The following is a 25,725-nucleotide window of genomic DNA, read 5'->3' as shown; positions in this document are numbered from 1 at the left end:
CCGGGGGAATCCAAACGCTGATGCTGATATCGGGAGCGCAGCCCGTGACTGAACGGCTGCTGAGGGCGGCAGTGTACAGGACATGGCCCGTAACGGTTTATTCCTGGGTCGTTATGACCCTATGATGGGGCGTGTTTCGACCCGATTACAGGAAGCGCCCATGCCCTTGCCGTCCATGAAAGACCAGTTTGCAGCCTTGATTGCTGCGCCTTCGGTGAGTTGCACCCAGCCTTCTCTGGACCAGTCCAACCGCCCGGTCATCGACCTGCTGGCCGGGTGGCTCGGCGATCTGGGTTTTGCCTGCGACATTCAACAAGTGTCGCCCGGCAAGTTCAACCTGCTGGCGACCTTCGGCACCGGCCCTGGCGGCCTGGTACTGGCCGGACACAGCGACACCGTGCCGTTCGACGAAGCCCTCTGGAAAACCGATCCCTTGAAGCTCACCGAAGTGGACGGGCGCTGGGTCGGTCTGGGCAGTTGCGACATGAAAGGATTTTTCGCGCTGGTGATCGAAGCCGTGCGCGGTCTGTTGGACCAGCCCTTCAAACAACCGCTGCTGATCCTCGCCACCTGCGATGAAGAAAGCTCCATGGCCGGTGCACGAGCGCTGGCCGATGCGGGACGACCTTTAGGACGCGCAGCGGTGATTGGCGAGCCGACCGGGCTCAAGCCGATCCGCATGCACAAGGGCGTGATGATGGAGCGCATCGAGATTCTCGGTCGCAGTGGACATTCCTCCGATCCAAGCCTTGGCCACAGCGCGCTGGAGGCGATGCATGATGCAATCAGCGAACTCAAGGGGCTGCGCAAGCAATGGCAGCTGGAATACAACAATCCTCAGTTCACGGTGCCGCAACCGACGCTGAACCTGGGTTGCATTCATGGCGGCGATAACCCGAACCGGATCTGCGGCCAGTGTTCGCTGGAATTCGACCTGAGGCCGCTGCCGGGCATGGACCCTGACGTACTGCGCTCGGCCATTCGGCAGAAGCTGCAACCGCTGGCCGAAATGCATCAGGTGCAGATCGGTTACGCGCCATTGTTCCCGGAATGCGCCCCGTTCGAGCAGGTTGCCGATGCTGAACTGGTACGCGTAGCTGAACGACTGACCGGTCATAAAGCAGCAGCGGTAGCATTTGGTACCGAAGCGCCTTATCTTCAGCGCCTTGGCTGCGAAACGCTGGTGCTGGGACCGGGCGATATCGCCTGTGCGCATCAGCCGGGGGAATACCTCGAAATGTCACGCCTGCAGCCTACAGTGGATCTGTTACGCCAGTTGATCGAACATTATTGTCTGACCCCGCAGTGAGGCGAGTCAGAAAACCTTGAAAAGGAGAGTGCGCGTGTTGCCAAGCCTGTTACGACGATAACCGCCCAGCGTTGTGCGTGTTTCTGCCCTTCGTCCATTTTTTCTACAGGCTCTTGCTGTCATGCCCGAATACGTTAACTGGCTACGCCACGCGTCCCCCTATATCAACGCCCATCGTGACTGCACCTTCGTGGTCATGCTGCCCGGCGACGGTGTCGCACATCCCAACTTCGGCAACATCGTCCACGATCTGGTGCTGCTGCACAGCCTGGGGGTAAGGCTGGTGCTGGTCCACGGCTCGCGTCCGCAGATCGAAAGTCGCCTGGCGCAGCGTGGCATCACACCGCGTTTTCACCGCGACATGCGCATCACCGACACCGAAACCCTGGAATGCGTGATCGACGCTGTCGGTCAGTTGCGCATCGCCATCGAGGCGCGCCTGTCGATGGACATGGCTGCTTCGCCGATGCAGGGCTCGCGTCTGCGCGTGACCAGCGGCAACGTTGTCACTGCGCGCCCGATCGGCGTGCTGGAAGGCGTCGATTACCAGCACACCGGCGAAGTGCGCCGGGTCGACCGCAAAGGTATCAATCGCTTGCTGGACGAGCGCCATATCGTGCTGCTATCGCCGTTGGGTTATTCGCCGACGGGCGAGATATTCAACCTGGCCTGCGAAGACGTCGCGACCCGCGCCGCCATCGACCTGGCCGCTGACAAGCTGCTGCTGTTCGGTGCGGAAACCGGTTTGCTGGACGAGCAAGGCCGTCTGGTGCGTGAGCTGCGCCCTCAGCAGGTGCCTGCGCACTTGCAGCGTCTGGGCAGCAACTATCAGGCGGAATTGCTGGATGCGGCGGCCGAAGCCTGCCGTGGCGGCGTGGGCCGTAGCCACATCGTCAGCTATGCCGAGGATGGCGCGCTGCTGACCGAACTGTTCACCCGCGACGGTGGCGGCACGCTGGTCGCTCAGGAGCAGTTCGAGCTGGTTCGCGAGGCCGCGATTGAAGACGTGGGCGGTTTGATGGACCTGATTACGCCGCTGGAGGAACAGGGCATTCTGGTGCGGCGCTCACGCGAGGTGCTGGAACGCGAGATCACCCAGTTCAGCGTGGTTGAACGTGAAGGCCTGATCATCGCCTGTGCCGCGCTGTACCCGATTTCCGGTTCGCAGGCGGGCGAGCTGGCGTGTCTGGCGGTCAACCCCGAATACCGTCACGGTGGCCGTGGCGACGAGTTGCTCGAACGCATCGAAAACCGCGCCCGTGCGCTGGGGATCACAACCCTGTTTGTGCTTACCACCCGCACCGCGCACTGGTTCCGCGAGCGTGGTTTCGAGCCGAGCAGCGTCGACCGCCTGCCCAGCGCCCGTGCGTCGTTATATAACTACCAGCGCAATTCGAAGATTTTCGAGAAAGCGATTTGATCAACGTCTGACGTAAAAACCGTGGGAGGCGGCTTGCCGGCGATAGCGTCAGTTCAGTCGCTGCTGGAGCGGCTGAGAAGCCGAATTGCCGTCAAGCCGCCTCCCACGGTGGTTCGTATTCCAGCCCTCAGTTGCTGATCGACAGAATACTCGCCTGATACGACCCGACGAAGGTGTCGAAATCCACCACTTCCTCGGTCGCTTCCAGTTCGGCCTGTTCGGCAATCGAAGTCTTTGCCAGCTCTTCGAAATGCGCCTGTTCTTCAGGCGTCAGCGGGTGAGTGCGGAAGTATTCGGCGTGGAGCTGGCTCTGGCGCAACGAGAACCCGGTAAAGCCTTCGTTGTGCGCCCGCATGCTTTCCAGCACCTGCGCCGAAGGCGTCAGTGAGGCATCGGCTACCTTCGCATGTTGCACCGCCATCGATTTCAGGTGTTCGTCACTGCCTTGGGCCTTGTCGAGCAACTGGGCGATCGGCGTGATTTTCTGCAGCAGCTCGTTGGCCCAGTCCTTGAGTTTGACCGGGTCATTGTTGCGCAGCAGTTCCAGATCCGGGCGACGTCCTTCCTTGACCACTGTCAGGAAGTTGGAGCCCGCGTTCGAGCACTCGTGGCCAGCCAGTTGCGGGCTTTCTTCCAGGGCGCAATACAGCACGAAGGCATCGATGAAGCGCGACTGCTCCAGGCTGATGCCGGTGGGCAGGAACGGGTTGATGTCCAGGCAGCGGACTTCGACATACTGCACGCCGCGAGAAACGAGCGCCTGGATCGGGCGTTCGCCGCTGTAGGTCACACGCTTGGGGCGGATGTTGGAGTAGTACTCGTTTTCGATCTGCAGCACGTTGGTGTTGAGCTGCACCCATTCATCGTTTGCGTCGTGAGTGCCGGTTTCGACGTAAGGCGCATACGGCGTGGCAACGGCCTTGCGCAGGCTGTCGGTGTAGCTGACCAGGTCGTTGTAGCACGGTGTCAGGTCGGCCTGGGCGTTGCTCTGGTAACCCAGATCGCTCATGCGCAGGCTGGTTGCGTAAGGCAGGTATAGTGTGTCGCCGTCGAACTGCTCGAGCATATGCGGCTGGCCACGCAGGAAGCCTGCATCCAGCGCTGGCGACGCGCCGAACAGGTACATCAGCAGCCAGCTGTAGCGACGGAAGTTACGAATCAGCGCGATGTAGGAGTGCGACTGGTAATCGCGCGCGTCACCGGCGAAGTCTTCGGTCTGCTTGAGCAACGCCCAGGCGTCTTCGGGCAGCGAGAAATTGTAATGAATACCGGCAATGCACTGCATGGTCTTGCCATAACGCAGCGCCAGACCCTTGCGGTACACGTACTTGAGCTTGCCGATGTTCGAGGTGCCGTAATAGGCAATCGGTATATGTTCTTCGTCGGGCAACGGGCAGGGCATGGACGGGCTCCAGAGGAGCTCGCGGTCCAGCTTGCTATAGGCGAAGCGGTGGATCTTGTCGAGGCTGTCGAGCGTCTGCACCGGGTCTTTGAGTGCCGGTGTGATGAATTCCAGCAGCGACTCCGAATAGTCGGTGGTGATCAGGCTGTTGGTCAATGCGGCGCCCAGAGCGGCCGGATGAGGCGTCTGCGCCAGGTGTGCCTGTTCGGTCACACGCAGGCATTCGCGCTCGATACCGTGCAGGCACTGCTCCAGCAGAGAGAGGTTGTTGCGCTCGCCAAGCAAAGCCAGACGACGGTTTAAAAGTTCGCTCAAGGTGGAATCCTTCACGCATCGGTCGCCCCGATATGGGGGTGGACATGACGGTCTACAAGGGTGAAGAAAGGAACTGGCGTTTTCGCCTGGTTGGGTCTTTTGACGCCTGTTCGCAATCACGGCTCTTCGTCGTACCACCAAATGGACTCGGCACCACGCTAATGGTGCCGAAATTAACCCAAATCGGTCGCGTACAGCTAGGTTCCGTTCGCAGTGATTGCTTTCATCTCACACACGTTGAAGTCTAGATGACGGCAAACGTGCCCTGCGCCTTGGCCACGAGCTTGTCGCCCTGAACCACTTGCGCCTCGACAACCAGCGTGCGACGTCCCGCGTGCAGCACCTTGGCGGTGCACAGCACCTCGCCTTCGGAGACGCCTCGCACGTAGTTGATCTTGCACTCGATGGTCACGCTGCGCTGATCGAAGCCATGGAAGCTGGAACAGGCCAACCCCATGCTGATGTCGACCAGGCTGAAGATCGCCCCGCCATGCATCACATGGCCGCGATTGCGCAGGTGCGCCTCCAGCGGCAATGCGACTTCGGCGACGCCTTCGTCCAGACGCCGCAGCTCACAGCCCAGCGTCTTGAAAAAGGCGCTGTGGGTCAGGTCTTCAGGAATATCCATCAGCGTTTCTTCAACTGCTTGGCGTTGGCGAACAGCGAAGCCATGGCGTTGTTGGCAGGTGCCGCGCTGGTCGTTTCCTTGCGCGGCGCGCTGTTTTGCTGACGCGGCGATGAGCCTGGACGTGCGCCACGGGCACCGTCGATTTTCTCGCCCGGCGTGTCGCTCATGCGCATCGACAGGCCGACGCGTTTGCGCGGGATGTCGACTTCCATGACCTTCACTTTCACAACGTCGCCAGCCTTGACCGCTTCACGCGGGTCCTTGATGAACTTCTCCGACAGCGCAGAGATATGCACCAGACCGTCCTGATGCACGCCGATGTCGACAAATGCCCCGAAGTTGGTGACGTTGGTGACCACGCCTTCGAGGATCATGCCCAGTTGCAGGTCCTTGAGGTCTTCGACGCCCTCCTGGAATTCGGCGGTCTTGAATTCGGGGCGCGGGTCGCGGCCTGGCTTTTCAAGTTCCTGCAAAATGTCGGTCACGGTAGGCAGGCCGAAGGTTTCGTCGGTGAACTTCTTTGGGTCCAGACGCTTGAGGAAACCGGCATCGCCGATCAGCGAGCGGATGTCACGGTCGGTTTCCGCCGCGATGCGCTGCACCAGTGGATAGGCTTCCGGGTGAACGGCCGACGAGTCCAGCGGGTTGTCGCCGCCCATGACGCGCAGGAAGCCTGCGGCCTGCTCGAAGGTTTTCTCGCCCAGACGGCTGACTTTCTTCAACGCCGCACGGGTCTTGAAGGCACCGTTTTCGTCGCGGTGGGCGACGATATTCTGCGCCAGCGTGGTGTTCAGCCCCGAGATGCGCGCCAGCAGCGCGACGGACGCGGTGTTCACGTCCACACCTACGGCGTTCACACAGTCTTCCACCACGGCGTCCAGCCCGCGCGCCAGTTTCAGTTGTGAAACGTCATGCTGGTACTGGCCGACACCGATGGATTTCGGATCGATCTTCACCAGTTCTGCCAGCGGGTCCTGGAGGCGACGGGCGATGGACACGGCGCCACGGATCGACACGTCCAGATCCGGGAACTCCTTGGCCGCCAGTTCCGACGCCGAGTAAACGGATGCGCCCGCTTCGGAGACCATGACCTTGGTCATTTTCAGACCTGGGTATTTTTTGATCAGGTCAGCTGCCAGCTTGTCGGTTTCGCGGCTGGCAGTGCCGTTGCCGATGGCGATCAGATCCACTGAGTGCTTGGCGCACAGGGCGGCCAGCACCGCGATGGTCTGGTCCCACTGATTCTTGGGAACGTGCGGGTAGACGGTCGCGTAGTCGAGCAGCTTGCCGGTGGCGTCCACCACGGCGACCTTGCAGCCGGTGCGCAGGCCAGGGTCCAGGCCCAGTGTGGCGCGCTGACCGGCAGGCGCGGCCAGCAGCAGGTCGTGCAGGTTGTGGGCGAATACGTTGATCGCTTCGGTCTCGGCACCGTCACGCAACTCGCCCAGCAGATCGGTTTCCAGGTGGCTATAGAGCTTGACCTTCCAGGTCCAGCGCACGACTTCGGCCAGCCATTTGTCAGCCGGACGGCTCTGATTCTGAATACCGAAACGCTCGCCGATCATCAGCTCGCACGGGTGCATGGTGCCCGGCAATTCTTCGCCGACTTTCAGCGCCGAGCTGAGGAAGCCTTCGTTGCGGCCACGGAAGATCGCCAGGGCGCGGTGCGACGGCATGCTCTTGAGCGGCTCGTCGTGTTCGAAGTAGTCACGGAACTTGGCGCCTTCTTCTTCCTTGCCCGGCACGACACGCGCACTGATGACGGCTTCCTGCTTGAGGAAGCTGCGCAGTTTGTCGAGCAGGGAAGCGTCTTCGGCGAAGCGTTCCATCAGGATGTACTTGGCGCCTTCCAGCGCGGCTTTTACGTCAGCCACACCTTTTTCGGCGTCGACGAAGCGGGCCGCTTCGGTTTCCGGTGTCAGGCCCGGGTCGTTGAACAGGCCATCGGCCAGCTCGCCCAGACCGGCTTCAAGGGCAATCTGGCCCTTGGTGCGGCGTTTCTGCTTGTACGGCAGGTACAAGTCTTCGAGCCGGGTCTTGGTGTCGGCCAGTTTGATGTCGCGGGCCAGTTCCGGGGTCAGCTTGCCTTGCTCTTCGATGCTGGCAAGGATGCTGACACGCCGGTCGTCCAGCTCGCGCAGGTAACGCAGGCGCTCTTCCAGATGACGCAGTTGCGTGTCATCGAGGCTGCCGGTCACTTCCTTGCGGTAGCGGGAAATGAAGGGCACTGTCGAGCCTTCATCCAGTAGTGCTACGGCCGCTGCGACCTGTTGTGGGCGTACGCCGAGTTCTTCGGCGATGCGGCTGTTGATGCTGTCCATAAGACCACCTGGAGTTGTGAGCAAAAAACTGGGCTGTGTACGGTCCGGCTTGTCAGATTCCGCGTCGCGGCCGGTTTATTTCTCTGACTGGCGAACTGCCATAAGTCTGGTGTTGCCTGACTTTGAGGGCGGCGCATTATACCCAGCGACGCCGGATTAGGGGATTGGCCGACGAGCGAGCTGTTTTTGCACCCTCAAAACACTCATAAGTGTGGCCCCCAGTAAAATCTGCTAACAATGCACACGGTGCGCATCACCGCAGCTACGCCATAATGCGCCCCGAGATCAAAGGAGCATCCGATGAGCAGCACCGCACAAAATGCTGAAGGCGAAAAAATCCTGATCGTTGATGACGATCCGGGGTTGAGCAGTCTTCTGGAACGTTTCTTCACCAGCAAGGGCTATCGTGCCCGCGCGGTAGCGAACGTGGAGCAAATGGACCGACTGTTGTCCCGTGAGGTCTTCAACCTCGTGGTTCTGGACTTGATGCTGCCTGGGGAGGATGGCCTTTCCGCCTGCCGTCGTTTGCGCGCAGCGAACAATCAGGTGCCGATCATCATGCTCACCGCCAAGGGCGATGAGTTGAGCCGCATCAAGGGGCTCGAACTGGGCGCCGACGATTACCTGGCCAAGCCCTTCAACCCGGACGAGCTGATGGCTCGCGTCAAGGCGGTCCTGCGTCGTCAGGCTGCGCCGGTGCCCGGCGCGCCCGGCAGCGAAGACGAGTCGGTCAGTTTCGGTGACTACGTACTGTCGCTGGCCACCCGTGAGCTCAAGCGTGGCGACGAAGTACACATGCTGACGACCGGCGAATTCGCCGTCCTCAAGGCGCTGGTCATGCACGCTCGCGAGCCGTTGACCCGTGACAAGCTGATGAACCTGGCACGTGGCCGGGAATGGGATGCGCTGGAGCGCTCCATCGATGTACAGATTTCCCGTCTGCGTCGTCTGATCGAGCCGGATCCCTCCAAACCCCGTTATATCCAGACAGTCTGGGGCGTAGGTTATGTATTCGTTCCCGATGGTGCCGGAAACCGCTGACAGACCCTTTGTCAGTACAGAACACCGAAGTTCCTGCCAGCCACGTCGATAACCGTTCACCGGTTATCGACGTGCTGGTTTTTTGCGTTCGTACCTCGGGTCTGGCCCGCGTTCGGTAAACTTGCGAGCCCAGGCTCGCCCTGCAAAGTGTGTAGCTGCAGTTATGAAGACTCCGCTCTGGTTCCCGCAAAGTTTTTTCTCCCGCACCCTCTGGCTGGTGCTCATCGTCGTGCTGTTTTCCAAGGCGCTGACGCTGGTCTACCTTCTGATGAACGAGGACGTGCTGGTCGACAGGCAATACAGCCACGGCGTGGCCCTGACCCTGCGTGCGTACTGGGCGGCGGATGAAAACGACCGGGAAGCGATTGCCGAGGCGGCGGGTCTGATTCGTGTGGTGGGCGGTGGTGTGCCGGAAGGCGAGCAGCACTGGCCGTACAGCGAGATCTATCAGCGGCAGATGCAGGCCGAGCTGGGTGACGACACCGAGGTGCGATTACGTGTTCATGCGCCGCCTGCGCTCTGGGTACGCGCCCCGAGCCTGGGCGATGGCTGGCTGAAGGTGCCGTTGTATCCGCATCCGCTGCGCGGTCAGAAAATCTGGAGCGTTCTGGGTTGGTTCCTCGCCATCGGTCTGTTGTCCACGGCGTCTGCCTGGATCTTCGTGCGGCAGCTCAATCAGCCGCTGAAGCGCTTGGTCTTTGCGGCTCGCCAACTGGGGCAGGGACGCAGCGTGCGCTTGCCGATCAGCGACACACCGAGTGAGATGGCCGAGGTGTACCGAGCGTTCAACCAGATGGCCGAGGATGTCGAGCAGGCGGGGCAGGAGCGCGAGCTGATGCTGGCGGGCGTGTCTCATGACCTGCGTACACCACTGACCCGGCTGCGGCTGTCGCTTGAGTTGATGAGCGACAACGAATTCACCGAAGGCATGGTGCGTGACATCGAGGACATGGACGCGATTCTCGACCAGTTCCTGGCTTTCATTCGTGATGGTCGTGACGAGGAAATCGAGGAAGTCGATCTGGGCGATCTGGTGCGCGACGTGGTCGAGCCGTTCAACGGTGCCGAGGACAGTATCCGTCTGTGTCTGGAGCCGATTCCGCCTTTCCCGCTGCGCCGTGTCTCGATGAAGCGTCTGCTCACCAACCTGATCGGCAATGCCAAGCACCATGCGGGCAATGGCATTGAAGTGGCCGCTTACGTGTCAGGCGACCGCAATGCGCCTTACGTGGTGCTGAGCGTGCTGGACCGTGGTGCCGGTATCGATCCATCGGAACTGGACACCATCTTCAACCCGTTCATCCGTGGCGACCGCGCGCGCAGCGGCAAAGGCACAGGTCTTGGGCTGGCCATCGTCAAGCGCATCGCCGCCATGCATGGCGGCAACGTGGAATTGAGGAACCGTTCGGGAGGCGGCCTGGAAGCGCGAGTGCGCCTGCCGCTGGGGCTGATGCTGCCCAGAGATGCGGTTTAGAGCGCCCGCTTGATCATTCCTGTACGCGTGCGGGAGCGCCTCTCGGGACGCTCCGCACGCCAACGCAACGCAGTGGCACGATCACCCGGATTAAAGACTTATCCCTTCCCTTTGGTCCGCGTCATATGCGGACCGCTGTTCTTTTCCAGATACTCGATGATCATCCCGGCAACGTCCTTGCTGGTAGTCACTTCGATACCCTCAAGCCCCGGCGAGGAATTGACTTCCATCACCAGCGGACCGTGATTGGAACGCAGAATATCCACGCCTGCGACGCTCAAACCCATGACCTTGGCCGCACGCAGGGCTGTCATGCGTTCTTCCGGGGTGATTTTGATCAGGCTGGCGCTGCCGCCACGGTGCAGGTTGGAACGGAACTCACCGGGCTTGGCCTGACGCTTCATCGAGGCAATGACCTTGTCGCCGACCACGAAGCAGCGAATGTCCGCGCCACCGGCTTCCTTGATGTACTCCTGAACCATGATGTCCTGCTTGAGGCCCATGAACGCCTCGATCACCGATTCTGCTGCTGTCGCCGTTTCGCACAGCACCACGCCGATCCCTTGCGTGCCTTCCAGCACCTTGATCACCAGCGGCGCACCATTGACCATCTGGATCAGGTCGGGAATGTCGTCAGGGGAGTGCGCGAAGCCCGTCACCGGCAGACCGATTCCGCGTCGCGAGAGCAGCTGCAGGGAACGCAGCTTGTCCCGTGAGCGGGCGATGGCCACGGATTCGTTGAGTGGAAAAACACCCATCATTTCGAACTGGCGCAACACCGCGCAGCCATAGAATGTCACTGAAGCACCGATGCGCGGGATGACGGCATCGAAGCCTTCGAGTGGCTTGCCGCGGTAGTGGATCTGCGGCTTATGACTGGCGATGTTCATATAGGCGCGCAGGGTATCGATCACCACCATCTCGTGGCCACGCTCAATACCAGCTTCGACCAGACGACGGGTGGAATACAGACGCGGGTTACGCGAAAGCACAGCGATCTTCATGCAGCACCTGAGGAAGTAGAGGCCGGGAACACCGGCTTGTCTTGTACATAAGTTATGCCCGGATTGACGACCAGTTGGCCGTCAATCAAGGCGTTTGAACCCAGCAGCAGCCGATAACGCATCGACTTGCGGCAGGCCAGGGTAAATTCCACTGGCCAGATGCGATCACCCAGGGCCAGCGTTGTGCGAATCACATAACGCACCTGCGCCTGACCGTTGGAGCTTTTGATGGTCTTCATGGCGACCAGTTGTGCCTCGCATCGACGATGCCGCAGTTGAACCACTGTGCCCAGGTGCGCGTTGAAACGAACCCATTTCTGGCCGTCCCGTTCAAACGGCTCGATTTCGGTCGCGTGCAGACTCGACGTGCTGGCACCGGTATCGATTTTTGCCCGAAGGCCCGCCACCCCCAAGTCGGGAAGCGCCACCCACTCGCGCAGGCCGATGACTGTCAGATGATCGAATGTTTTCAATGCGATTCCGTATTTCTCAAGACTTCTGCCAGGCGTCGGGACTGATCCGCGCCAGCGCTTTGAATGCAGGCCTGGCGAACCAGTAACCCTGCATCAGGAAAATGCCGCAATCAGCGAGAAAATCCCGTTCCTCCGCGTTTTCTATGCCCTCGGCGATGACTTTAATCCCCAACTCCGAACACATTGTGACAACCCCACGAACAATAGCCTGACGCGCGCGATTGCGGTGAATATCGCGGATCAGATTCATGTCGAGTTTTATCAGGTCGGGTTGAAACTCAGCCAGCAGGGTCAGGCCGGAATGGCCAGCGCCAAAGTCGTCGATGGCGGTCATGAAGCCGAATTCCCGGTATTCACGAAGAATATTGCTCAAGTGACCGTGATCATCCATGTGCTCGCTTTCGATCGTCTCGAAAATCAGGCGGTCGATGGGGAAGTTGTGTGTCTTGGCGGCTTCCAGTGTGCTGCGAATGCACAGCTCGGGACGATACACGGCATTGGGCAAAAAGTTGATCGATAAACGTTCGGTCATGCCCAGCCGCGCGGCACCGGCGATGGCGGTGGTCCGGCAGCTCTGATCGAAGCGGTAACGATTCTGGTCTGTGACCTGGCTGAGCACGGAGTGTGCGCCTTCGCCATTGGGACCGCGTACCAGGGCTTCGTGGGCGAAAATGGAGTGGTCGCGCAGGTCTACTATGGGCTGATAGGCGTAGTCGAACGAAAAATTCAGTTCTGGACTGTTTGTACAGCCTTCACACCCCTTCCTGGGGGCAGTCAATGAAGCTGGAAAGTCGGTCACGTCGCACTCCCTACGGGGTAAAGGCTGTGAAATTGAAGCAGGCTGTTTTTGACAAGCAAGGATCGGTTACTTCATGTTCGTGGCGTGATGAGGGCTTGCAGAAACACGCGATCAAGGTTCGCCGCTGTTTTCAACGCGCCTGGTAAACGTTCTGACTGTTATAAAGATGAGGAATTCATATGGCACAAAAGCCAGAGGAAGACGACAACATTCGTTTGGACAAATGGCTCTGGGCAGCGCGTTTCTTCAAAACCCGGGCCCTGGCCAAGGCGGCCATCGAAAGCGGCAAGGTGCACTGCCGTGGCGAGCGCTGCAAACCCGGCAAGGAGCCTCGCGTGGGCGACGAGTTTCAGATTCGCACAGGATTCGATGAGCGGACTGTCGTGGTCGAGGCGCTGTCCGTGGTGCGTCGTGGCGCGCCAGAAGCGCAGACACTTTACCGTGAAACGCCGGAAAGCATCACCCGTCGCGAACACGCAGCCGCGCAACGCAAGGCAGGCAACCTGGGCATGACCACCGACGGACGACCGACCAAGAAGCAGCGGCGGCAGCTGTTTGATTTCCGTGGCAGCCAACAGAGCGACTGATCCAGACCCTCGAAAGCGCTCGGCATCCGGCCCGAAACTGCATCTGGCTTGGAACAGTGCCGGATAGCTCCTAAAATGCCAGCCAAACGGCATGACACAGCGTGTGTTGAATGACGCTGTACGGCGCGTTTTTTCGTCGGCTGCCTTCACAGATCCTCACTTCAGATACCTTCTTTTATGAACGATACCCCGGACATCGATTTCACCCAGCGCTTCATCTTTGACGAAAGCGACGTTCGCGGCGAGCTGGTCGCCCTGGAGCGCAGCTACGCTGAAGTGCTTGCCAAACATCCGTACCCCGAGCCGGTCGCGCAATTGCTCGGTGAGCTGATGGCTGCTGCTGCCTTGCTGGTCGGCACGCTCAAGTTCGACGGTCTGCTTATCCTTCAGGCGCGCTCCAGCGGCGCTGTGCCTTTGCTGATGGTCGAGTGCTCCAGCGAGCGCGAGCTGCGCGGCATTGCCCGCTACGACGAAGCACTGATCACCCCGGGCGCAGGCCTGCAGGAACTGATGCCGGAAGGCTCGCTGGCCCTGACCATCGATCCGCGCAAGGGCAAGCGCTATCAGGGCATTGTCGCGCTGGACGGCGTGGACCTTTCCGAAAGCCTCTCCAGCTATTTCGTGATGTCCGAGCAGTTGGGCACACGTTTCTGGCTCAAGGCTGACGGTCATCGTGCTCGCGGCCTGCTGCTGCAACAGCTGCCGGTGGCACAGATACCCGACCCTGAAGAGCGTGATGCCAGTTGGGAGCATGTGCTGACCCTGGCCAATACGCTGACGGCCGAAGAGATGCTGAGCCTGGACAACCAGACCATCCTGCATCGCCTGTACCACGAAGACCCGCTGCGTCTGTTCGATATCCAGCCGATCTGCTTCCGCTGCAGCTGCTCACGCGAGCGGTCCGCCAATGCGTTGGTCAGCCTGGGTCTGGAGGATGCGCAGCAGTTGGTTCAGGAGCACAACGGCACCATCGAGATCGACTGCCAGTTCTGCAACGAGCGCTATCTGTTCGATGCCACTGACGTCGCCCAGCTGTTTGCTGGCGGCGGTGTCGATTCGCCATCTGACACGCGCCATTAACCGGTACACGAACAGCCCCAGAATACGACGTGGGCCCCTGTAATCCTGTTCTGACAGGAGGGTTCTACCATTCTTGGGCTTTTCTGGCATAATCCGGCCCACTTTTACGCTGTAGTAGTGGTTGTTTTTTTACTACAAAACCGTTTGGAGCACTCGGCCACTGGCCGACGGGGAACCTCATGACGCAAACCAACAACGCTGTGTACACCGATCTGAGCACCGACGAACTGGTCAAGGAAGCCCTTGCCCGCAACGAAGGCGAACTTTCCGACACTGGCGCACTGGTTGTGCAGACAGGCCATCGTACTGGCCGTTCGCCGGTCGATCGTTTCATCGTTGAAGAGCCGAGCACTCAGGACGCTATCGCCTGGGGCCCGATCAACCGCAAGTTCCCGGCCGAAAAATTCGATGCCCTGTGGAATCGTGTCGGTGCTTACCTGTCCGAACGCGAGCGCTTCGTTTCCCACGTTCATGTAGGCTCCGATCCTGCGCACTACCTGCCTGTCAAGATGACCACCGAGACGGCTTGGCACAACTTGTTCGGTCGTTGCCTGTTCATCAACCCTGAACAGTACAACCCGGCTGGCAAGGATGAGTGGGAAATCCAGAACGCGCCATGGTTCGTCTGCGACCCTGAGCGTGACGGCACCAACTCCGATGGTACCGTCATCATCAACTTCGCCGCCCGCAAGGTGTTGATCGCAGGCATGCGTTATGCCGGCGAAATGAAGAAAGCCATGTTCTCGGTGCAGAACTTCCTGCTGCCGGCTTCCGACGTTCTGCCGATGCACTGCGCGGCAAACATGGGCGAAGACGGCGACGTGACCCTGTTCTTCGGTCTGTCGGGCACCGGCAAGACCACCCTGTCGGCTGACGAAAGCCGTTACCTCATCGGTGACGACGAGCACGGCTGGGGCGAAGGCGTGGTGTTCAACATCGAAGGCGGTTGCTATGCCAAGTGCATCGACCTGTCCGAGAAGAACGAGCCTGTTATCTGGAAAGCCATTCAGCACGGCGCGGTTCTGGAAAACGTCATCCTCGACGCCAACAAGAAAGCCGACTACGCCGACAGCAGCCTGACCCAGAACAGCCGTGCGGCCTACCCGCGCGAGCTGATCGAAAAACGCGCACCGAAAAACCTCGGTGGCGAGCCGAACGCCGTGATTTTCCTGACCTGCGACCTGACCGGCGTACTGCCGCCTGTGTCGATCCTCAGCGAAGAACAGGCTGCCTACCACTTCCTGTCGGGTTACACCGCGCTGGTCGGTTCGACTGAAATGGGTTCGGGCTCGGGCATCAAGTCGACCTTCTCCACCTGCTTCGGCGCACCGTTCTTCCCGCGTCCGGCTGGCGAATACGCAGAGCTGCTGATCAAGCGCATCCGCGGTTTCGGCTCCAAGGTCTACCTGGTCAACACCGGCTGGACCGGCGGCGGCTATGGCGTCGGCAAGCGCTTCAATATCCCGACCACCCGTGGCGTGATTGCAGCGATCCAGAGCGGCGCGCTGATTGGTGCTGAAACCGAGCACCTGGACACCATCAACCTGGATGTGCCGAAGTCGGTACCGGGCGTAGACACCAACCTGCTCAACCCGCGCAACACCTGGGCTGACAAGGCTGCCTACGACGAAGCCGCCAAGGCGCTGGCTGGCCTGTTCGTGGAGAACTTCAAGAAGTTCGACGTGAGCGACGCCATCAAGGCTGCCGGTCCGAAGTTGTAATTAAACATTCCTGATGCCGCGCATGAGCGCGGTGCTCGGAAAGGCTCAAGCAAACGCCTCGACTTGTCGGGGCGTTTGCTTGTCCGGGATACTGCTTTCTTGTTGCAAGTGATGACAAGGAGCTGTGTTTTGAACCCGACCGATATCCTGATTCAACGTTTCGAGCCGCATCACCAGCAGGGCGTGGTCGATGTGATTCTGCCTATCCAGCGTGAAGAGTTCGGCATCGCCATCACTGCCGAGGACCAGCCGGACCTCAAGGCCATTCCCGACTTCTATCAGAGCGGTACAGGAGACTTCTGGGTCGCCACACACGGCGAGCAGGTCATCGGCACCCTCGGTCTCAAGGACATCGGTGCGGGGCAGGCGGCGCTGCGCAAGATGTTCGTTGCAGCGCCGTTTCGCGGACGAGAGTTCTCGGTGGCCGCCAAGCTGCTGAACCGCTTGATCGAAGACGCCAGGCTCAAGGGCGTCAGGAAAATCTTTTTGGGCACCACCGACAAATTCCTCGCCGCACACCGTTTCTATGAGAAGTACGGGTTCAGCGAGGTGGCTAAGGACAACCTGCCTGAACGCTTTCCGCTGATGGCCGTGGACAGCAAATTTTACGTGCTGGTACTGAGCGACTGACCCTTCTGGTCATTGAGCATATCCATGACCGAACTGTCGCCCGAGGTCAGGTTGGCCACGTAGTCGGCCGGGTATTGCGCCTGTTCTATGGGGGGCAGGTCGTTGTAGTGGGCGAGGATCATGAACAGGGTCTGGGTGCTTTTGCCGGTTTCGTTGTATTCGTCGACGTAGCGTTGGCACATTTCACGGTTCCAGATTTCCTGTTGTTGATAGTTTTCTCGATAGGCAGCCTTTCGCTCATTGAGCGTGAAATCGCCGCTTTCGTCATAGATGATTAGCCTTAGCGTGTCTTGCGACAGTCCGGCGAAAGGATTGTTTGCCTGCCCATTGGTGAATCGTGTGGCCTGCCTGGCTCTTTCAAGAAGTTCCGGGTCCTGAGTATCGGGAACCTCGGCATCATGAATGGCCTTGTTGGTGGGGTAACTGCTGTCGGTCAACTTGTCGATGACTGACCTGGCCAGTGTGCCGAGCTCTTTTGAGTTCAGAAGGGCATCGCGAGAATTGGCACGTGCAGCACTGTCATTCAGTTGTCTTGCCAGATTGGAAAGTGTCGCGCCGTCCGGGCGGCGATTCACTGCGTCTGATACTTGGGTGCTGATATTTTTGGTTGCCGGGGAGGGCGTGCCAGAGACTGGCTTATGGAGACTGCTGACGACTGCTGTCGGGGGAGAGTGAGTATCTATCATGATCGCGTCCTCGCGGTATAAGCCGATCCATGGCGTTATCTGCGTTAACGTTATCGGCACGGCGCACATGAGCTTGAGTATCCAGATAACATGCGCGTCGTGTCCGGCGCGCATGCATTTCTTTTACTTCATCGTGAACTCGGCCTCCCAGGCATAAGTGGAAAGATTAGTGGCGCGTGAAGTGGCCGTGCAGATTGCACCGCCCTCGGGCGTCGCCGTTCGGTTCCATTTCGGAATTTTGGCACCGCCCGCACCCGGGAGTTTTACGAAGGTCGTGGAAAACACGCAGGCTTTCGAGCCCATCACGTAGCGAACACTGGCATAACTGGTGTCCGGTGAAAGACTGCTTTGAACGATGTAGCGAGTGGAGTCGCCCGCCTCGACGATCGAGGTGATAGGCGTTCTTGCGTTCATCTGCGTAGACTGTTCATTGCGACTCAACGGGCTGTATTCAGCACGCTCCGTCCCTAAATTCTTAAACGTCACTGTAACAGGCGGCCCTGCCTGTGCTGTAACGGTTGCGCCCAGAGTGGCCAGGGCAAGAAAGCTTAGTGCGATGCAGTGGGTATTCATGGTGATGTCCTTAAGTTAAACGATTAACTTCATGTTATTTGTAATTGATTCGGCAATAGACGATCGGTGGCAGCAGTTTTCCGAAGCCGAATGGGATCGTCCTGTTTAACAACAGAGAGTGAGCGTCGAGAACTTTCAGGCGAGGTATGAAGTCGCTGTTGTCTGCTGTCTGGATTTTTAAGCAGTTCCTGACAGAGAAATCAACAGGTGGTGATGGATATCTAAAATAAACAGCGAAGTTAAATAATTGTTCTTGTGCCGCACACTTGGTGGCTATTAACTGCGCTGGCGAACCTTGTGCAGGTTGATATTAGTTCACGCTTAAACGTTATAGCCGCGCCCTTGCGCATGACAGGGCGCGGCTCATTTTTCACGTCACTGCATAGAACTTGCGCACATACCCCGTACTGGTCCATTTGCAGGGCGCGCCTTGTGCGACGAAGACGGTGTCGCCGGGTTTGACGACGACGGCTTCACCGCCTTCGATGCCCAGTGTCACGCTGCCTTCGATGAGGTTCATCAGCTCGTGGATTCTGTGCGGACGCGAGATGCGCTCGTAGGGTGTTGAATCCCAGACGCCGATGCGCAGGGTGCTGGCGGTGTCCTCAAAAATGTTATTGCTGCGGCACTGCGGCAGCGCACTGATCATGATGGCCGGGTCCGGCGGGGAGGACGGTGTGAGCATCGCGAGCCGATCCAGGTGCGTGATGCCGGGCTTGTCCGGTCCGGTGGCCTGTGTGGCTGCGCAGAAGGCCCAGAGGCTGTCTGGTTGCGCTTCGATACGCACCTGGGTACCACGGCCGATCACTGCGCTTTCGCCGGTGCTGATCGTGACGCTGTCGCCGCCGGAACTCAGCGTGACCGCACCACGGTGGACGACCAGCATTTCGGTGTAGGGGTAAGCGTCAACCGACAACGAGGCGACAGAGTGAACGACACCGGCGGCGATGCCTGCCTCATCGATGAAGGCCGTGCGGCGACCTTCGGCGAAGGGGTCGGCGGCGTCGAGCGGGCCGTTTGTAAATTCGGTGTCGACAGGGCTGTGATCGGCGCGGGCCAGCAGGAGAACGGTAGGTTGGGGCATGGTTCTGGTCTCGAGAATGGTGTGTGGACTGTTCGCAGATGTGGGAGGGGGCTTGCCCGCGATGAGGTCGACGCGGTACTGCAGGAACATCGCGTCATCGTTTCATCGCCGGCAAGCCGCCTCCCACAGTCCGGTATTTGCTGTGCGGCGGCGCTACGTCGTAAGCACGGCTGCGCTCAACCAATCGCCTGGGTAATCAACGCGAACTGGCGTACACCCTGGCTCGGTTGTGGAACGGCACCCATGCTCATGCAGGTCACGGCATCGACACGTTTGAGACCGGCTTCTTCCAGCCAGTCCACCAGCCCGCAATCGGTGGGGATGTCGATCCGCACGAAGGCGTACGGCACCTTGGCCAGCAATTGTTCGATCATGTGTTTTGCCTGTTCCGTGTCCTCGGCAACCACCGGGCCTATGCACAGGCCGCGTCCGAACGGGCGCATCAGGGCGAACGCCTGCAGGTGACCGTTGCGCTCGATGCCGACCGCATGTTCGAGGTTGCCGAGTACGTCGCTCAGAACCGTCGAGCGATCCATTCCGGTCCCCGCATTGGCCAGCTCAAGGGCGCGCGCATGATCGGCTTCGGTCAGCGGGCGACACTGCTCGCCAGCCTTCAGGTCGGTCGGCGCGGGTAACTGGGCCTGGCCCTGATGCTGCTGGATCTCGCCAAAACTCACGAAGCCCATCTTGGCGTAAAGCGGGGCGCCTGCGAGTGTGGCGTTGAGGATGGCGGTGCGCGGCGGCACGCTGCCAACCGCCATGTCCATCAGCTTGCGACCGATGCCCTTGCCTTGATAATCGTCGCTGACGATCACCAGTCCGATGGTCGAGAACCCGCCCTGATGGCAGGCGAAGGCGCTGCCGATCAGCCGGCCGTTGTGCAGCGCGACGAAGCCTTGGGCAACACGTTGCAGCATGGCCCAGTCTTCGAGTCGGTGCGGCCATTTCAGGGCAATGGACAGCTCGTGGGCGTTGACCACATCGGCGGCAGTCATCGGGCGGTATTCAAAGTCGAGGCGTTGCTGGGCGAGCATGATGTGTCTCCCTCCAGAAGGATGCACAGGCGATATAAAGAATGCGGCAGACCTGCTGTATCCCACCTGCGGAACGGGGTGACAAGAGGGCGGCAAACATTCGGTAGATTTCACGATTGGCAGCTCGCCAGACCACAGTTACTGCTTAAATCGGCCGAAGGTCCGGCAGCAAATGCTTGTGGTTTTTCAGGGTATGGCCTGCCTTATATAGCGGTGTGAATCAGGCTGTTCTGCGCGCCGTACATTGTGCTGAGCAAGGACGGTTGCAAAGGCGCAGTATCTGCGGTGCAAAGCCGCGTGTTTGAGCCCGAGCGCCCTGAAACGGGTCAAAAAAGCACTGAAAACCGGGGTTTGCCCAAGGCTGGAGCGCCCCGCAAAGTCTGCTGAGCGCGCACCTCAAAACGGTGCTTTCTATCAAGCAGCCATCACTTTTAACGCCATATGCTGATTTCACGGTGTTGTAATGAGGGTGTGCTGCAGCGTGCAACGCGGTCCTTGCATCAGGGCCGAAACTGCTCGTCATGCCATGACCCCAACGAACTTTCAGGACCGCACACAATGAGCTTTCTTCGACCAAAATTCATTACGTTCGACTGCTACGGCACGTTGACCAATTTCCACATGGGCACCATGACGCGCGAACTCTTCGCCGACCGTGTTCCGGCCGAGCAGATGGATCAGTTCGTGAAGGATTTCTCGGCGTATCGCCTGGATCAGGTCATGGGTGACTGGATGCCTTACGACGAGATCCTGAAAGTGTCGTTGTCCCGTGTCTGCAAGCGCTGGAATGTTGAATACCGTGGGGAAGGCCAGCTGTATTACGACGCCGTTCCGACCTGGGGTCCGCACGCCGATGTGCCGGCCGGTCTGTCGAAAATCGCTGACAAGATTCCGCTGGTGATTTTCTCCAACGCCAGCGACAGCCAGATCATGTCCAACGTCGAAAAGCTCGGCGCGCCGTTCTACAAAGTGTTCACGGCCGATCAGGCCAAGGTCTACAAGCCGCGCCTGGCTGCGTTCGAGTTCATGCTCGACAACCTCGGCTGCGGTCCTGAAGACGTCCTGCATGTGTCCTCCAGCTTCCGTTACGACCTGTTCTCGGCCCATGACATGAAGATCAAGAACAAGGCGTTCGTGGCGCGTGGTCACGAACAGCCTGCGCACAGCTCATACGAATACCACCAGATTCCGGACATCGGTGGTCTGGCCGGGCTGGTCGGGCTGTAAGCGCGGCACAAGGCAAGACGGCATTTTTCAAGGTGCTCTTCCATGAGTGACAAGGGGAACAAGATGCGCAGTGAGTCCTACTGGCTCGATACGGCTCCAGACTTTACCGGCGCGCAGGCTGGCGCAGTGGAGGGGCAGGCTGACGTGGTGGTGGTCGGTGGTGGTTTCACCGGGCTCTCGGCGGCGCGTGCATTGGCCTTGAAAGGTGCCAGCGTGGTAGTGGTGGATGCCGGCCGGGTCATCGGCGAAGCGTCTGGCCGCAACGGCGGGCAGTGCAATACCGGCGTGGCGCAGGACTATGCCTCGTTGAGCGCAACACTGGGCGCGGCTCAGGCCCGGCAGTTTTACAAGGCCTATGAAAGCGCCGTGCACAGCGTGGTCAGCGTGATCGAGCAGGAAAGCATTGCCTGCGACATCAAGCGCAACGGCAAATTGAAACTGGCCGCCAAGCCGGGTCATTACGAAGGCCTGGCACGCACCTGCGAGCTGATTCGTCGCGAGGTCGATGCCGATGTCGAGCTGCTCTCGGCGCAGGAGGTGCGATCCGAGATCGGTTCGGACGAGTTTCACGGCGGCCTGTTGCAGCGCAATGGCGTGCAGATTCACGTCGGTCGTTTTGGCCTGGGTCTGGCCGAGGCTGCCGTGCGTCATGGCGCCCGGGTCTATCAGGACACGACGGTCAAGGACTGGAAAGCCAACCGTAATGGTTTTGTGGTCAATACCTCCAAAGGCTCGATTCAGGCCCGTCAGGTTTTTCTGGCGACAGGTGCCTGTCAGCACGGCGGGTTGGGCTGGTTTCGCCGTCGCATCGTGCCGGTCGGCAGTTTTGTCATTGTTACGCAAGTGCTGCCGCAAGCCTTGATCGACCAGTTGTTCCCCAACCAGCGTGCGTACGTGACCAGCCGTTTGATCGGCAACTATTTCCGTCTCACCCCGGATAACCGTTTGCTGTTCGGCGGACGGGCACGCTTCGCCATGTCCAATAGCAGCTCCGACGCCAAGAGTGGCAAGGTGTTGCAGGCGGCCATGATCCAGATGTTCCCGCAACTGGCGCAGGTGAAAGTCGATTACTGCTGGGGCGGTCTGGTAGACATGACGTCCGATCGTTTGCCGCGTGCAGGCGAGCACGACGGCGTCTTCTACTCGATGGGCTACAGCGGCCATGGTGTGCAGATGTCCGTGCACATGGGGCAAGTCATGGCTGATGTCATGGAAGGCAAGGCGCAAGCCAATCCCTGGAAAGACCTGAACTGGCCGGCCATTCCCGGGCATTTCGGCAAACCGTGGTTTCTGCCTCTGGTCGGTGCTTACTACCGTTACCAGGACAGCCGTCACTGAGTGTTTTGTTTCACCGTCGTCGTGTGTGTGTGAAGGACGCTGCGGACAACCGCCAGCAACTCGGAATTTCCCTTTTTCGACAGGTAGAACTGATATGGCTGACAAGAAAAACGATTCCCCGCTGATCACAGGTGAAGACAGCCTGCGCGTTTTCGAGGGTCTCAATCGCGGCCTTTCGCGTCGTGATGCATTACGGATGCTGGGCGTTGCCGGTGTGGTTGCAGCAGGCTCCACCAGCTTGTTTGGTGCCGCCGGCAAGGTGTTCGCGGACGACGCAGCAGCGCCTGTCAAAGGCAAGCCGGGCGGTCGTATTCGTGTGGCGGGCATGTCCAGTTCTACCGCCGACACGCTGGACCCGGCCAAAGGCGCACTGTCCACCGACTATGTGCGTCACTACATGTTTTACAACGGCCTGACCCGCTTCGACAGCCATCTGGTTCCGCACATGGAGCTGGCCGAGAAGATCGACAACAAGGACGCCACCGTCTGGACCATCACCCTGCGCAAGGACGTGACCTTCCACGATGGCAAGTCGCTGACCGCAGGCGACGTGGTGTTCTCCCTGTCGCGCCACAAGGACCCGGCCACCGGCTCAAAAGTGATGCCGCTGATGGCACAGTTTTCCGAGATCAAGGCCACCGGCCCGCTGGAAGTGCAGATCACCCTCAGCTCGCCTAACGCCGAGCTGCCTTCGATCCTCGCGGTTTCTCACCTGCTGATCGTGCCCGAAGGCACGACCGATTTCAGCAAGGGCATCGGCACCGGTCCGTTCAAGGTCAAGGAATTCAACCCTGGCGTGCGTTCGGTCAGCGTGCGCAACCCCAACTACTGGAAGCCGGGCCTGCCGTATCTGGACGAGATCGAATTCATCGCCATTGCCGACGAGCCTTCGCGGGTCAACGCGCTGCTGGCTGGCGATGTGCACATGATCAACGAGGTCAACCCGCGCTCCACCACCCGTATCGCTGCCAGCTCGACACACCGTGTGGTCGATGCGCCGTCGGGCAACTACACCGACCTGATCATCCGTCAGGACCAGATGCCCGGCAAAAGCCCGGAATTCACCGAGGCCATGAAGTACCTGCTGGACCGTGAACAGGTGAAGTCTGCCGTGTTCCGTGGTTATGCCCGTGTCGGCAACGACCACCCGATTGCACCCGGTTCGCGTTACTTCAACGCCGACCTGCCGCAGCGCGCCTATGACCCTGAAAAGGCGAAGTTCCTGCTCAAGAAGGCCGGCATGGAAAAGATCACCATGGCCGTTGCTGCATCGCCTGCAGCGACCGGTTCGGTCGACATCGCCGTGCTGCTGCAGCAGTCGGCCAAACAGGCCGGACTGACGCTCAACGTCAACCGCCTGCCAAGCGACGGCTACTGGTCCAACCACTGGATGAAACACCCGTTGAGCTTCGGCAACATCAACCCGCGCCCGAATGCCGACGTGATCTTCTCGCAGTTCTTCCAGTCCTCGGCCCCGTGGAACGAATCGGGCTGGAAGAACGACCAGTTCGACCAGTTGTTGATGCTGGCCCGCGGCGAAACCGACGACGGGAAACGCGCCAAGATGTACGGCGACATGCAGACGCTGGTCAGCCAGAACTGCGGCATCGGCATCCCGGTGTTCATCAGCAACATCGACGGCGTGGACAAGCGTATCCAGGGCTACTCCAGCAATCCGCTGGGCGGCTTCATGGGCTACATGTTCAGCGAGCAGGTCTGGCTGGACGCGTAAACGCAGCCGTAACCGAGCGGGAGGATGCAGATGAATAGCAACACACTCTGGTTGATCCTGCAGCGCTTCGGCGCTGCGATCGTGACGCTGTTGATCGTTTCCATGGTGGTTTTCGCCATTACGGCGGTGCTGCCGGGAGACGCGGCGCAACAGGCACTGGGGCAATTCGCGACGCCTGAACAGGTCGCGGCATTGCGTACAAAACTGGGTCTGGATCAACCGGGTGTGGTGCGTTACCTGCATTGGTTGATGAACCTGCTGGGCGGCAATCTGGGCGAATCGGTGTCCAACGCGATGCCGGTTTCCGATCTGATTGCCGGCCGTTTCCCCAAAACGCTGATGCTGGCTGCGACCACTGCGATGGTGTCCGTACCGGTTGCCCTGACACTGGGCATCGGCGCAGCTATGGGCCGTGGCGGGCGTATCGACAGCGCACTGAACTTCATCACGCTGGCGCTGGTGGCCGTGCCGGAGTTTCTGGTGGCGACCCTTGCGGTGCTGGTGTTTGCTGTCAATCTGGGCTGGCTGTCGGCCTTGTCCTATGGCGGTGACGTCACGTCCCCGCTGCAGTTCATCCGCACGTATGCCTTGCCGGTCATGACCCTGTGCTGCGTCATCGTCGCGCAGATGGCGCGCATGACACGTGCCGCCGTCATTGATCAGCTCGACAGTCCCTACGTGGAAATGGCGCGCCTCAAGGGCGTCAGTCCCGTGCGTATCGTGTTGCGGCATGCCTTGCCCAACGCCATCGGCCCTATCGTCAACGCCATTGCGTTGAGTCTTTCTTACCTGCTGGGCGGTGTGGTCATCGTCGAGACCATTTTCAACTACCCAGGGATTGCCAGCCTGATGGTCGATGCCGTGACCAACCGCGACATGGCCCTCGTTCAAGGCTGCACCATGCTGTTTTGCGCCGCCTACCTGGGGTTGGTGCTGATGGCCGACCTGTGTGCAATTCTTTCCAACCCGAGGCTGAGAAACCAATGAATCCGATCATTGAGACATCGACGCCCGCCGCTGTCGTCGCGGCGCCGCGCAAGATCGCCTGGCTGGGTCTGGCAGGCGCTTCGGTCTGTTTTCTGTGGCTGATGATTGCGCTGTTCGGACCCTGGCTTGCGCCACACGCCGTGGGCGAAGTGGTGTCCGACAACGTGTTTGAAAACATGAGTGCGGCGTACCCGTTCGGCACCGATTACCTGGGCCGCGACATGCTCAGCCGGGTCATCATTGGCGCACGCTTCACCGTTGGCCTTGCCTTGATATCGGCGGTTCTGGCCAGCGGCATCGGCACGATCTGCGCGCTGTTATCGGTGGTCGCGCCCAAATGGCTGGATGAAATCATCAGCCGCCTGATGGACGCGTTCATTTCGATCCCGAGCAAAATGCTCGCGCTGATCATGGTGTCTGCGTTCGGCTCTTCCGAAATCCTGCTGGTGTGTACTGCCGTGCTGAGCTACACGCCGGGCGCTTTCCGTATCGCCCGCAGCATGGCGGTGAACATCGAAGCGCTGGAATACGTGCAAGTAGCGCGCACCCGTGGCGAAGGCCGTCTGTATGTGGCCTGTCGGGAAATCCTGCCGAACATGCTCAACCCTGTGCTGACTGACCTGGGCCTGCGTTTCGGCTTCATCGTGCTGCTGCTCAGCGGCATGAGCTTTCTGGGTCTGGGCGTGCAACCGCCGGATGCCGACCTGGGGTCGCTGGTGCGTGAGAACATCGGCGGTCTCAATCAGGGCGCGCCGGCTATCGTGATTCCAGCGCTGGCCATTGGCTCGCTGACCATTGGCGTGAACCTGTTTATCGACCGGCTTTCGTCCCGTCGCAGCCGACGCTCGGGAGGGCACTGA

The 25,725-nt window shown here is 59.9% G+C and carries 23 protein-coding genes; 13 read left to right on the top strand and 10 right to left on the bottom strand.

Going from position 1 to position 25,725, the window contains the following annotated elements:
• Nucleotides 1-160: 160 nt before the first annotated feature.
• Nucleotides 161-1,309, top strand: a complete 1,149-nt coding sequence (gene argE, locus BUB69_RS22605) for an acetylornithine deacetylase (RefSeq protein ID WP_073170774.1) — start codon at nt 161-163, stop codon at nt 1,307-1,309.
• Between the two features lie 121 nt (nt 1,310-1,430).
• A complete protein-coding gene (gene argA, locus BUB69_RS22600; protein ID WP_024687271.1) occupies nt 1,431-2,729 on the top strand; it encodes an amino-acid N-acetyltransferase in 1,299 nt (432 codons plus the stop codon).
• A gap of 127 nt (nt 2,730-2,856) precedes the next feature.
• On the opposite strand, the gene gshA is transcribed toward argA, so the two are convergent.
• From gshA to BUB69_RS22585, 3 genes are all read right to left on the bottom strand, one after another.
• Nucleotides 2,857-4,446, bottom strand: a complete 1,590-nt coding sequence (gene gshA / locus BUB69_RS22595; RefSeq protein WP_073170770.1) for a glutamate--cysteine ligase — start codon at nt 4,444-4,446, stop codon at nt 2,857-2,859.
• Nucleotides 4,447-4,690: 244 nt separating this feature from the next.
• Nucleotides 4,691-5,074, bottom strand: a complete 384-nt coding sequence (locus BUB69_RS22590; protein ID WP_073170767.1) for a PaaI family thioesterase — start codon at nt 5,072-5,074, stop codon at nt 4,691-4,693.
• Nucleotides 5,074-7,395 (bottom strand): Tex family protein, encoded by a 2,322-nt coding sequence (locus BUB69_RS22585; RefSeq protein WP_073170764.1) that lies wholly within the window; start codon nt 7,393-7,395, stop codon nt 5,074-5,076. The genes BUB69_RS22590 and BUB69_RS22585 overlap by 1 nt, the downstream gene beginning before the upstream one ends.
• 300 nt (nt 7,396-7,695) lie before the next feature.
• Between BUB69_RS22585 and ompR the strand changes: the two genes are divergently transcribed.
• Nucleotides 7,696-8,436 (top strand): osmolarity response regulator transcription factor OmpR, encoded by a 741-nt coding sequence (gene ompR, locus BUB69_RS22580; protein WP_004880573.1) that lies wholly within the window; start codon nt 7,696-7,698, stop codon nt 8,434-8,436.
• Nucleotides 8,437-8,599: 163 nt separating this feature from the next.
• Entirely contained in the window at nt 8,600-9,910 is a 1,311-nt protein-coding gene (locus BUB69_RS22575) for an ATP-binding protein (protein ID WP_073170760.1), read from the top strand.
• A gap of 98 nt (nt 9,911-10,008) precedes the next feature.
• On the opposite strand, the gene rimK is transcribed toward BUB69_RS22575, so the two are convergent.
• The 3 genes from rimK to rimA are packed head-to-tail and all read right to left on the bottom strand — an operon-like array spanning nt 10,009 to nt 12,186.
• On the bottom strand, nt 10,009-10,914 hold the full coding sequence (gene rimK, locus BUB69_RS22570; protein ID WP_003318100.1) for a 30S ribosomal protein S6--L-glutamate ligase: 906 nt from the start codon (nt 10,912-10,914) through the stop codon (nt 10,009-10,011).
• The gene (gene rimB / locus BUB69_RS22565) at nt 10,911-11,387 is read right to left on the bottom strand and encodes a retropepsin-like aspartic endopeptidase RimB (RefSeq protein WP_024687266.1); all 477 of its coding nucleotides are present in this window, start codon (nt 11,385-11,387) and stop codon (nt 10,911-10,913) included. Before rimB ends, rimK begins: the two co-directional genes overlap by 4 nt.
• A 16-nt stretch (nt 11,388-11,403) precedes the next feature.
• Entirely contained in the window at nt 11,404-12,186 is a 783-nt protein-coding gene (gene rimA / locus BUB69_RS22560) for a S6 modification regulatory phosphodiesterase RimA (protein WP_073170757.1), read from the bottom strand.
• 179 nt (nt 12,187-12,365) lie between these two features.
• Here rimA and BUB69_RS22555 point away from each other — a divergent pair, with 179 nt between their 5' ends.
• The 4 genes from BUB69_RS22555 (at nt 12,366) to BUB69_RS22540 (ending at nt 16,204) form a co-directional block, all read left to right on the top strand.
• On the top strand, nt 12,366-12,773 hold the full coding sequence (locus BUB69_RS22555; protein ID WP_073170753.1) for an RNA-binding S4 domain-containing protein: 408 nt from the start codon (nt 12,366-12,368) through the stop codon (nt 12,771-12,773).
• 177 nt (nt 12,774-12,950) lie between these two features.
• The gene (gene hslO / locus BUB69_RS22550; protein ID WP_073170750.1) at nt 12,951-13,853 is read left to right on the top strand and encodes an Hsp33 family molecular chaperone HslO; all 903 of its coding nucleotides are present in this window, start codon (nt 12,951-12,953) and stop codon (nt 13,851-13,853) included.
• A 179-nt stretch (nt 13,854-14,032) separates the two neighbouring features.
• The gene (locus BUB69_RS22545; RefSeq protein WP_073170747.1) at nt 14,033-15,574 is read left to right on the top strand and encodes a phosphoenolpyruvate carboxykinase; all 1,542 of its coding nucleotides are present in this window, start codon (nt 14,033-14,035) and stop codon (nt 15,572-15,574) included.
• A 129-nt stretch (nt 15,575-15,703) separates the two neighbouring features.
• Nucleotides 15,704-16,204, top strand: a complete 501-nt coding sequence (locus BUB69_RS22540; protein ID WP_175561828.1) for a GNAT family N-acetyltransferase — start codon at nt 15,704-15,706, stop codon at nt 16,202-16,204.
• Here the strand turns inward: BUB69_RS22540 and BUB69_RS22535 are convergent.
• The 4 genes from BUB69_RS22535 to BUB69_RS22520 form a co-directional block, all read right to left on the bottom strand.
• Entirely contained in the window at nt 16,180-16,890 is a 711-nt protein-coding gene (locus tag BUB69_RS22535; RefSeq protein WP_073171035.1) for a hypothetical protein, read from the bottom strand. The two genes, BUB69_RS22540 and BUB69_RS22535, sit on opposite strands and share 25 nt — an antisense overlap.
• A gap of 123 nt (nt 16,891-17,013) precedes the next feature.
• Entirely contained in the window at nt 17,014-17,463 is a 450-nt protein-coding gene (locus tag BUB69_RS22530; protein WP_073170743.1) for a hypothetical protein, read from the bottom strand.
• A 370-nt stretch (nt 17,464-17,833) separates the two neighbouring features.
• Nucleotides 17,834-18,547, bottom strand: coding sequence for a cupin domain-containing protein (locus BUB69_RS22525; protein WP_073171028.1), 714 nt, complete (start codon nt 18,545-18,547; stop codon nt 17,834-17,836).
• Between the two features lie 176 nt (nt 18,548-18,723).
• Nucleotides 18,724-19,581 (bottom strand): GNAT family N-acetyltransferase, encoded by an 858-nt coding sequence (locus tag BUB69_RS22520; RefSeq protein ID WP_073170739.1) that lies wholly within the window; start codon nt 19,579-19,581, stop codon nt 18,724-18,726.
• 558 nt (nt 19,582-20,139) lie between these two features.
• Here BUB69_RS22520 and BUB69_RS22510 point away from each other — a divergent pair.
• The 5 genes from BUB69_RS22510 (at nt 20,140) to BUB69_RS22490 (ending at nt 25,725) form a co-directional block, all read left to right on the top strand.
• Nucleotides 20,140-20,808, top strand: coding sequence for a haloacid dehalogenase type II (locus BUB69_RS22510; RefSeq protein WP_073170735.1), 669 nt, complete (start codon nt 20,140-20,142; stop codon nt 20,806-20,808).
• A gap of 63 nt (nt 20,809-20,871) precedes the next feature.
• Nucleotides 20,872-22,146: an NAD(P)/FAD-dependent oxidoreductase gene (locus BUB69_RS22505; RefSeq protein ID WP_073171024.1), complete on the top strand. Its 1,275-nt coding sequence runs from the start codon at nt 20,872-20,874 to the stop codon at nt 22,144-22,146.
• Nucleotides 22,147-22,240: 94 nt separating this feature from the next.
• On the top strand, nt 22,241-23,878 hold the full coding sequence (locus tag BUB69_RS22500; RefSeq protein WP_073170732.1) for an ABC transporter substrate-binding protein: 1,638 nt from the start codon (nt 22,241-22,243) through the stop codon (nt 23,876-23,878).
• A 30-nt stretch (nt 23,879-23,908) separates the two neighbouring features.
• Nucleotides 23,909-24,865 (top strand): ABC transporter permease, encoded by a 957-nt coding sequence (locus BUB69_RS22495; RefSeq protein ID WP_024687255.1) that lies wholly within the window; start codon nt 23,909-23,911, stop codon nt 24,863-24,865.
• Nucleotides 24,862-25,725 carry an ABC transporter permease gene (locus tag BUB69_RS22490; RefSeq protein WP_073170729.1) on the top strand — a complete coding sequence of 288 codons (864 nt, stop codon included), beginning with the start codon at nt 24,862-24,864 and terminating at the stop codon, nt 25,723-25,725. Before BUB69_RS22495 ends, BUB69_RS22490 begins: the two co-directional genes overlap by 4 nt.

The sequence above is a fragment of the Pseudomonas asturiensis genome (assembly GCF_900143095.1).
Classification (GTDB): domain Bacteria; phylum Pseudomonadota; class Gammaproteobacteria; order Pseudomonadales; family Pseudomonadaceae; genus Aquipseudomonas; species Aquipseudomonas asturiensis.
The sequence above is the reverse complement of the archived record's forward strand: the minus strand, read 5'-3'. Positions and strand labels throughout refer to the sequence as shown.

Bases quoted from the DNA above. Each gene is read 5' to 3' on its own strand.
- BUB69_RS22495 (WP_024687255.1), top strand. From the start codon at position 23,909: ATGAATAGCAACACACTCTGGTTGATCCTGCAGCGCTTCGGCGCTGCG.
- ompR (WP_004880573.1), top strand. From the start codon at position 7,696: ATGAGCAGCACCGCACAAAATGCTGAAGGCGAAAAAATCCTGATCGTT.
- argE (WP_073170774.1), top strand. From the start codon at position 161: ATGCCCTTGCCGTCCATGAAAGACCAGTTTGCAGCCTTGATTGCTGCG.
- BUB69_RS22505 (WP_073171024.1), top strand. From the start codon at position 20,872: ATGCGCAGTGAGTCCTACTGGCTCGATACGGCTCCAGACTTTACCGGC.
- BUB69_RS22525 (WP_073171028.1), bottom strand. From the start codon at position 18,547: ATGCCCCAACCTACCGTTCTCCTGCTGGCCCGCGCCGATCACAGCCCT.
- BUB69_RS22520 (WP_073170739.1), bottom strand. From the start codon at position 19,581: ATGCTCGCCCAGCAACGCCTCGACTTTGAATACCGCCCGATGACTGCC.
- BUB69_RS22530 (WP_073170743.1), bottom strand. From the start codon at position 17,463: ATGAATACCCACTGCATCGCACTAAGCTTTCTTGCCCTGGCCACTCTG.
- BUB69_RS22510 (WP_073170735.1), top strand. From the start codon at position 20,140: ATGAGCTTTCTTCGACCAAAATTCATTACGTTCGACTGCTACGGCACG.
- BUB69_RS22555 (WP_073170753.1), top strand. From the start codon at position 12,366: ATGGCACAAAAGCCAGAGGAAGACGACAACATTCGTTTGGACAAATGG.
- BUB69_RS22500 (WP_073170732.1), top strand. From the start codon at position 22,241: ATGGCTGACAAGAAAAACGATTCCCCGCTGATCACAGGTGAAGACAGC.
- rimK (WP_003318100.1), bottom strand. From the start codon at position 10,914: ATGAAGATCGCTGTGCTTTCGCGTAACCCGCGTCTGTATTCCACCCGT.
- argA (WP_024687271.1), top strand. From the start codon at position 1,431: ATGCCCGAATACGTTAACTGGCTACGCCACGCGTCCCCCTATATCAAC.
- BUB69_RS22585 (WP_073170764.1), bottom strand. From the start codon at position 7,395: ATGGACAGCATCAACAGCCGCATCGCCGAAGAACTCGGCGTACGCCCA.
- hslO (WP_073170750.1), top strand. From the start codon at position 12,951: ATGAACGATACCCCGGACATCGATTTCACCCAGCGCTTCATCTTTGAC.
- BUB69_RS22590 (WP_073170767.1), bottom strand. From the start codon at position 5,074: ATGGATATTCCTGAAGACCTGACCCACAGCGCCTTTTTCAAGACGCTG.
- BUB69_RS22535 (WP_073171035.1), bottom strand. From the start codon at position 16,890: ATGATAGATACTCACTCTCCCCCGACAGCAGTCGTCAGCAGTCTCCAT.
- BUB69_RS22575 (WP_073170760.1), top strand. From the start codon at position 8,600: ATGAAGACTCCGCTCTGGTTCCCGCAAAGTTTTTTCTCCCGCACCCTC.
- BUB69_RS22490 (WP_073170729.1), top strand. From the start codon at position 24,862: ATGAATCCGATCATTGAGACATCGACGCCCGCCGCTGTCGTCGCGGCG.
- BUB69_RS22545 (WP_073170747.1), top strand. From the start codon at position 14,033: ATGACGCAAACCAACAACGCTGTGTACACCGATCTGAGCACCGACGAA.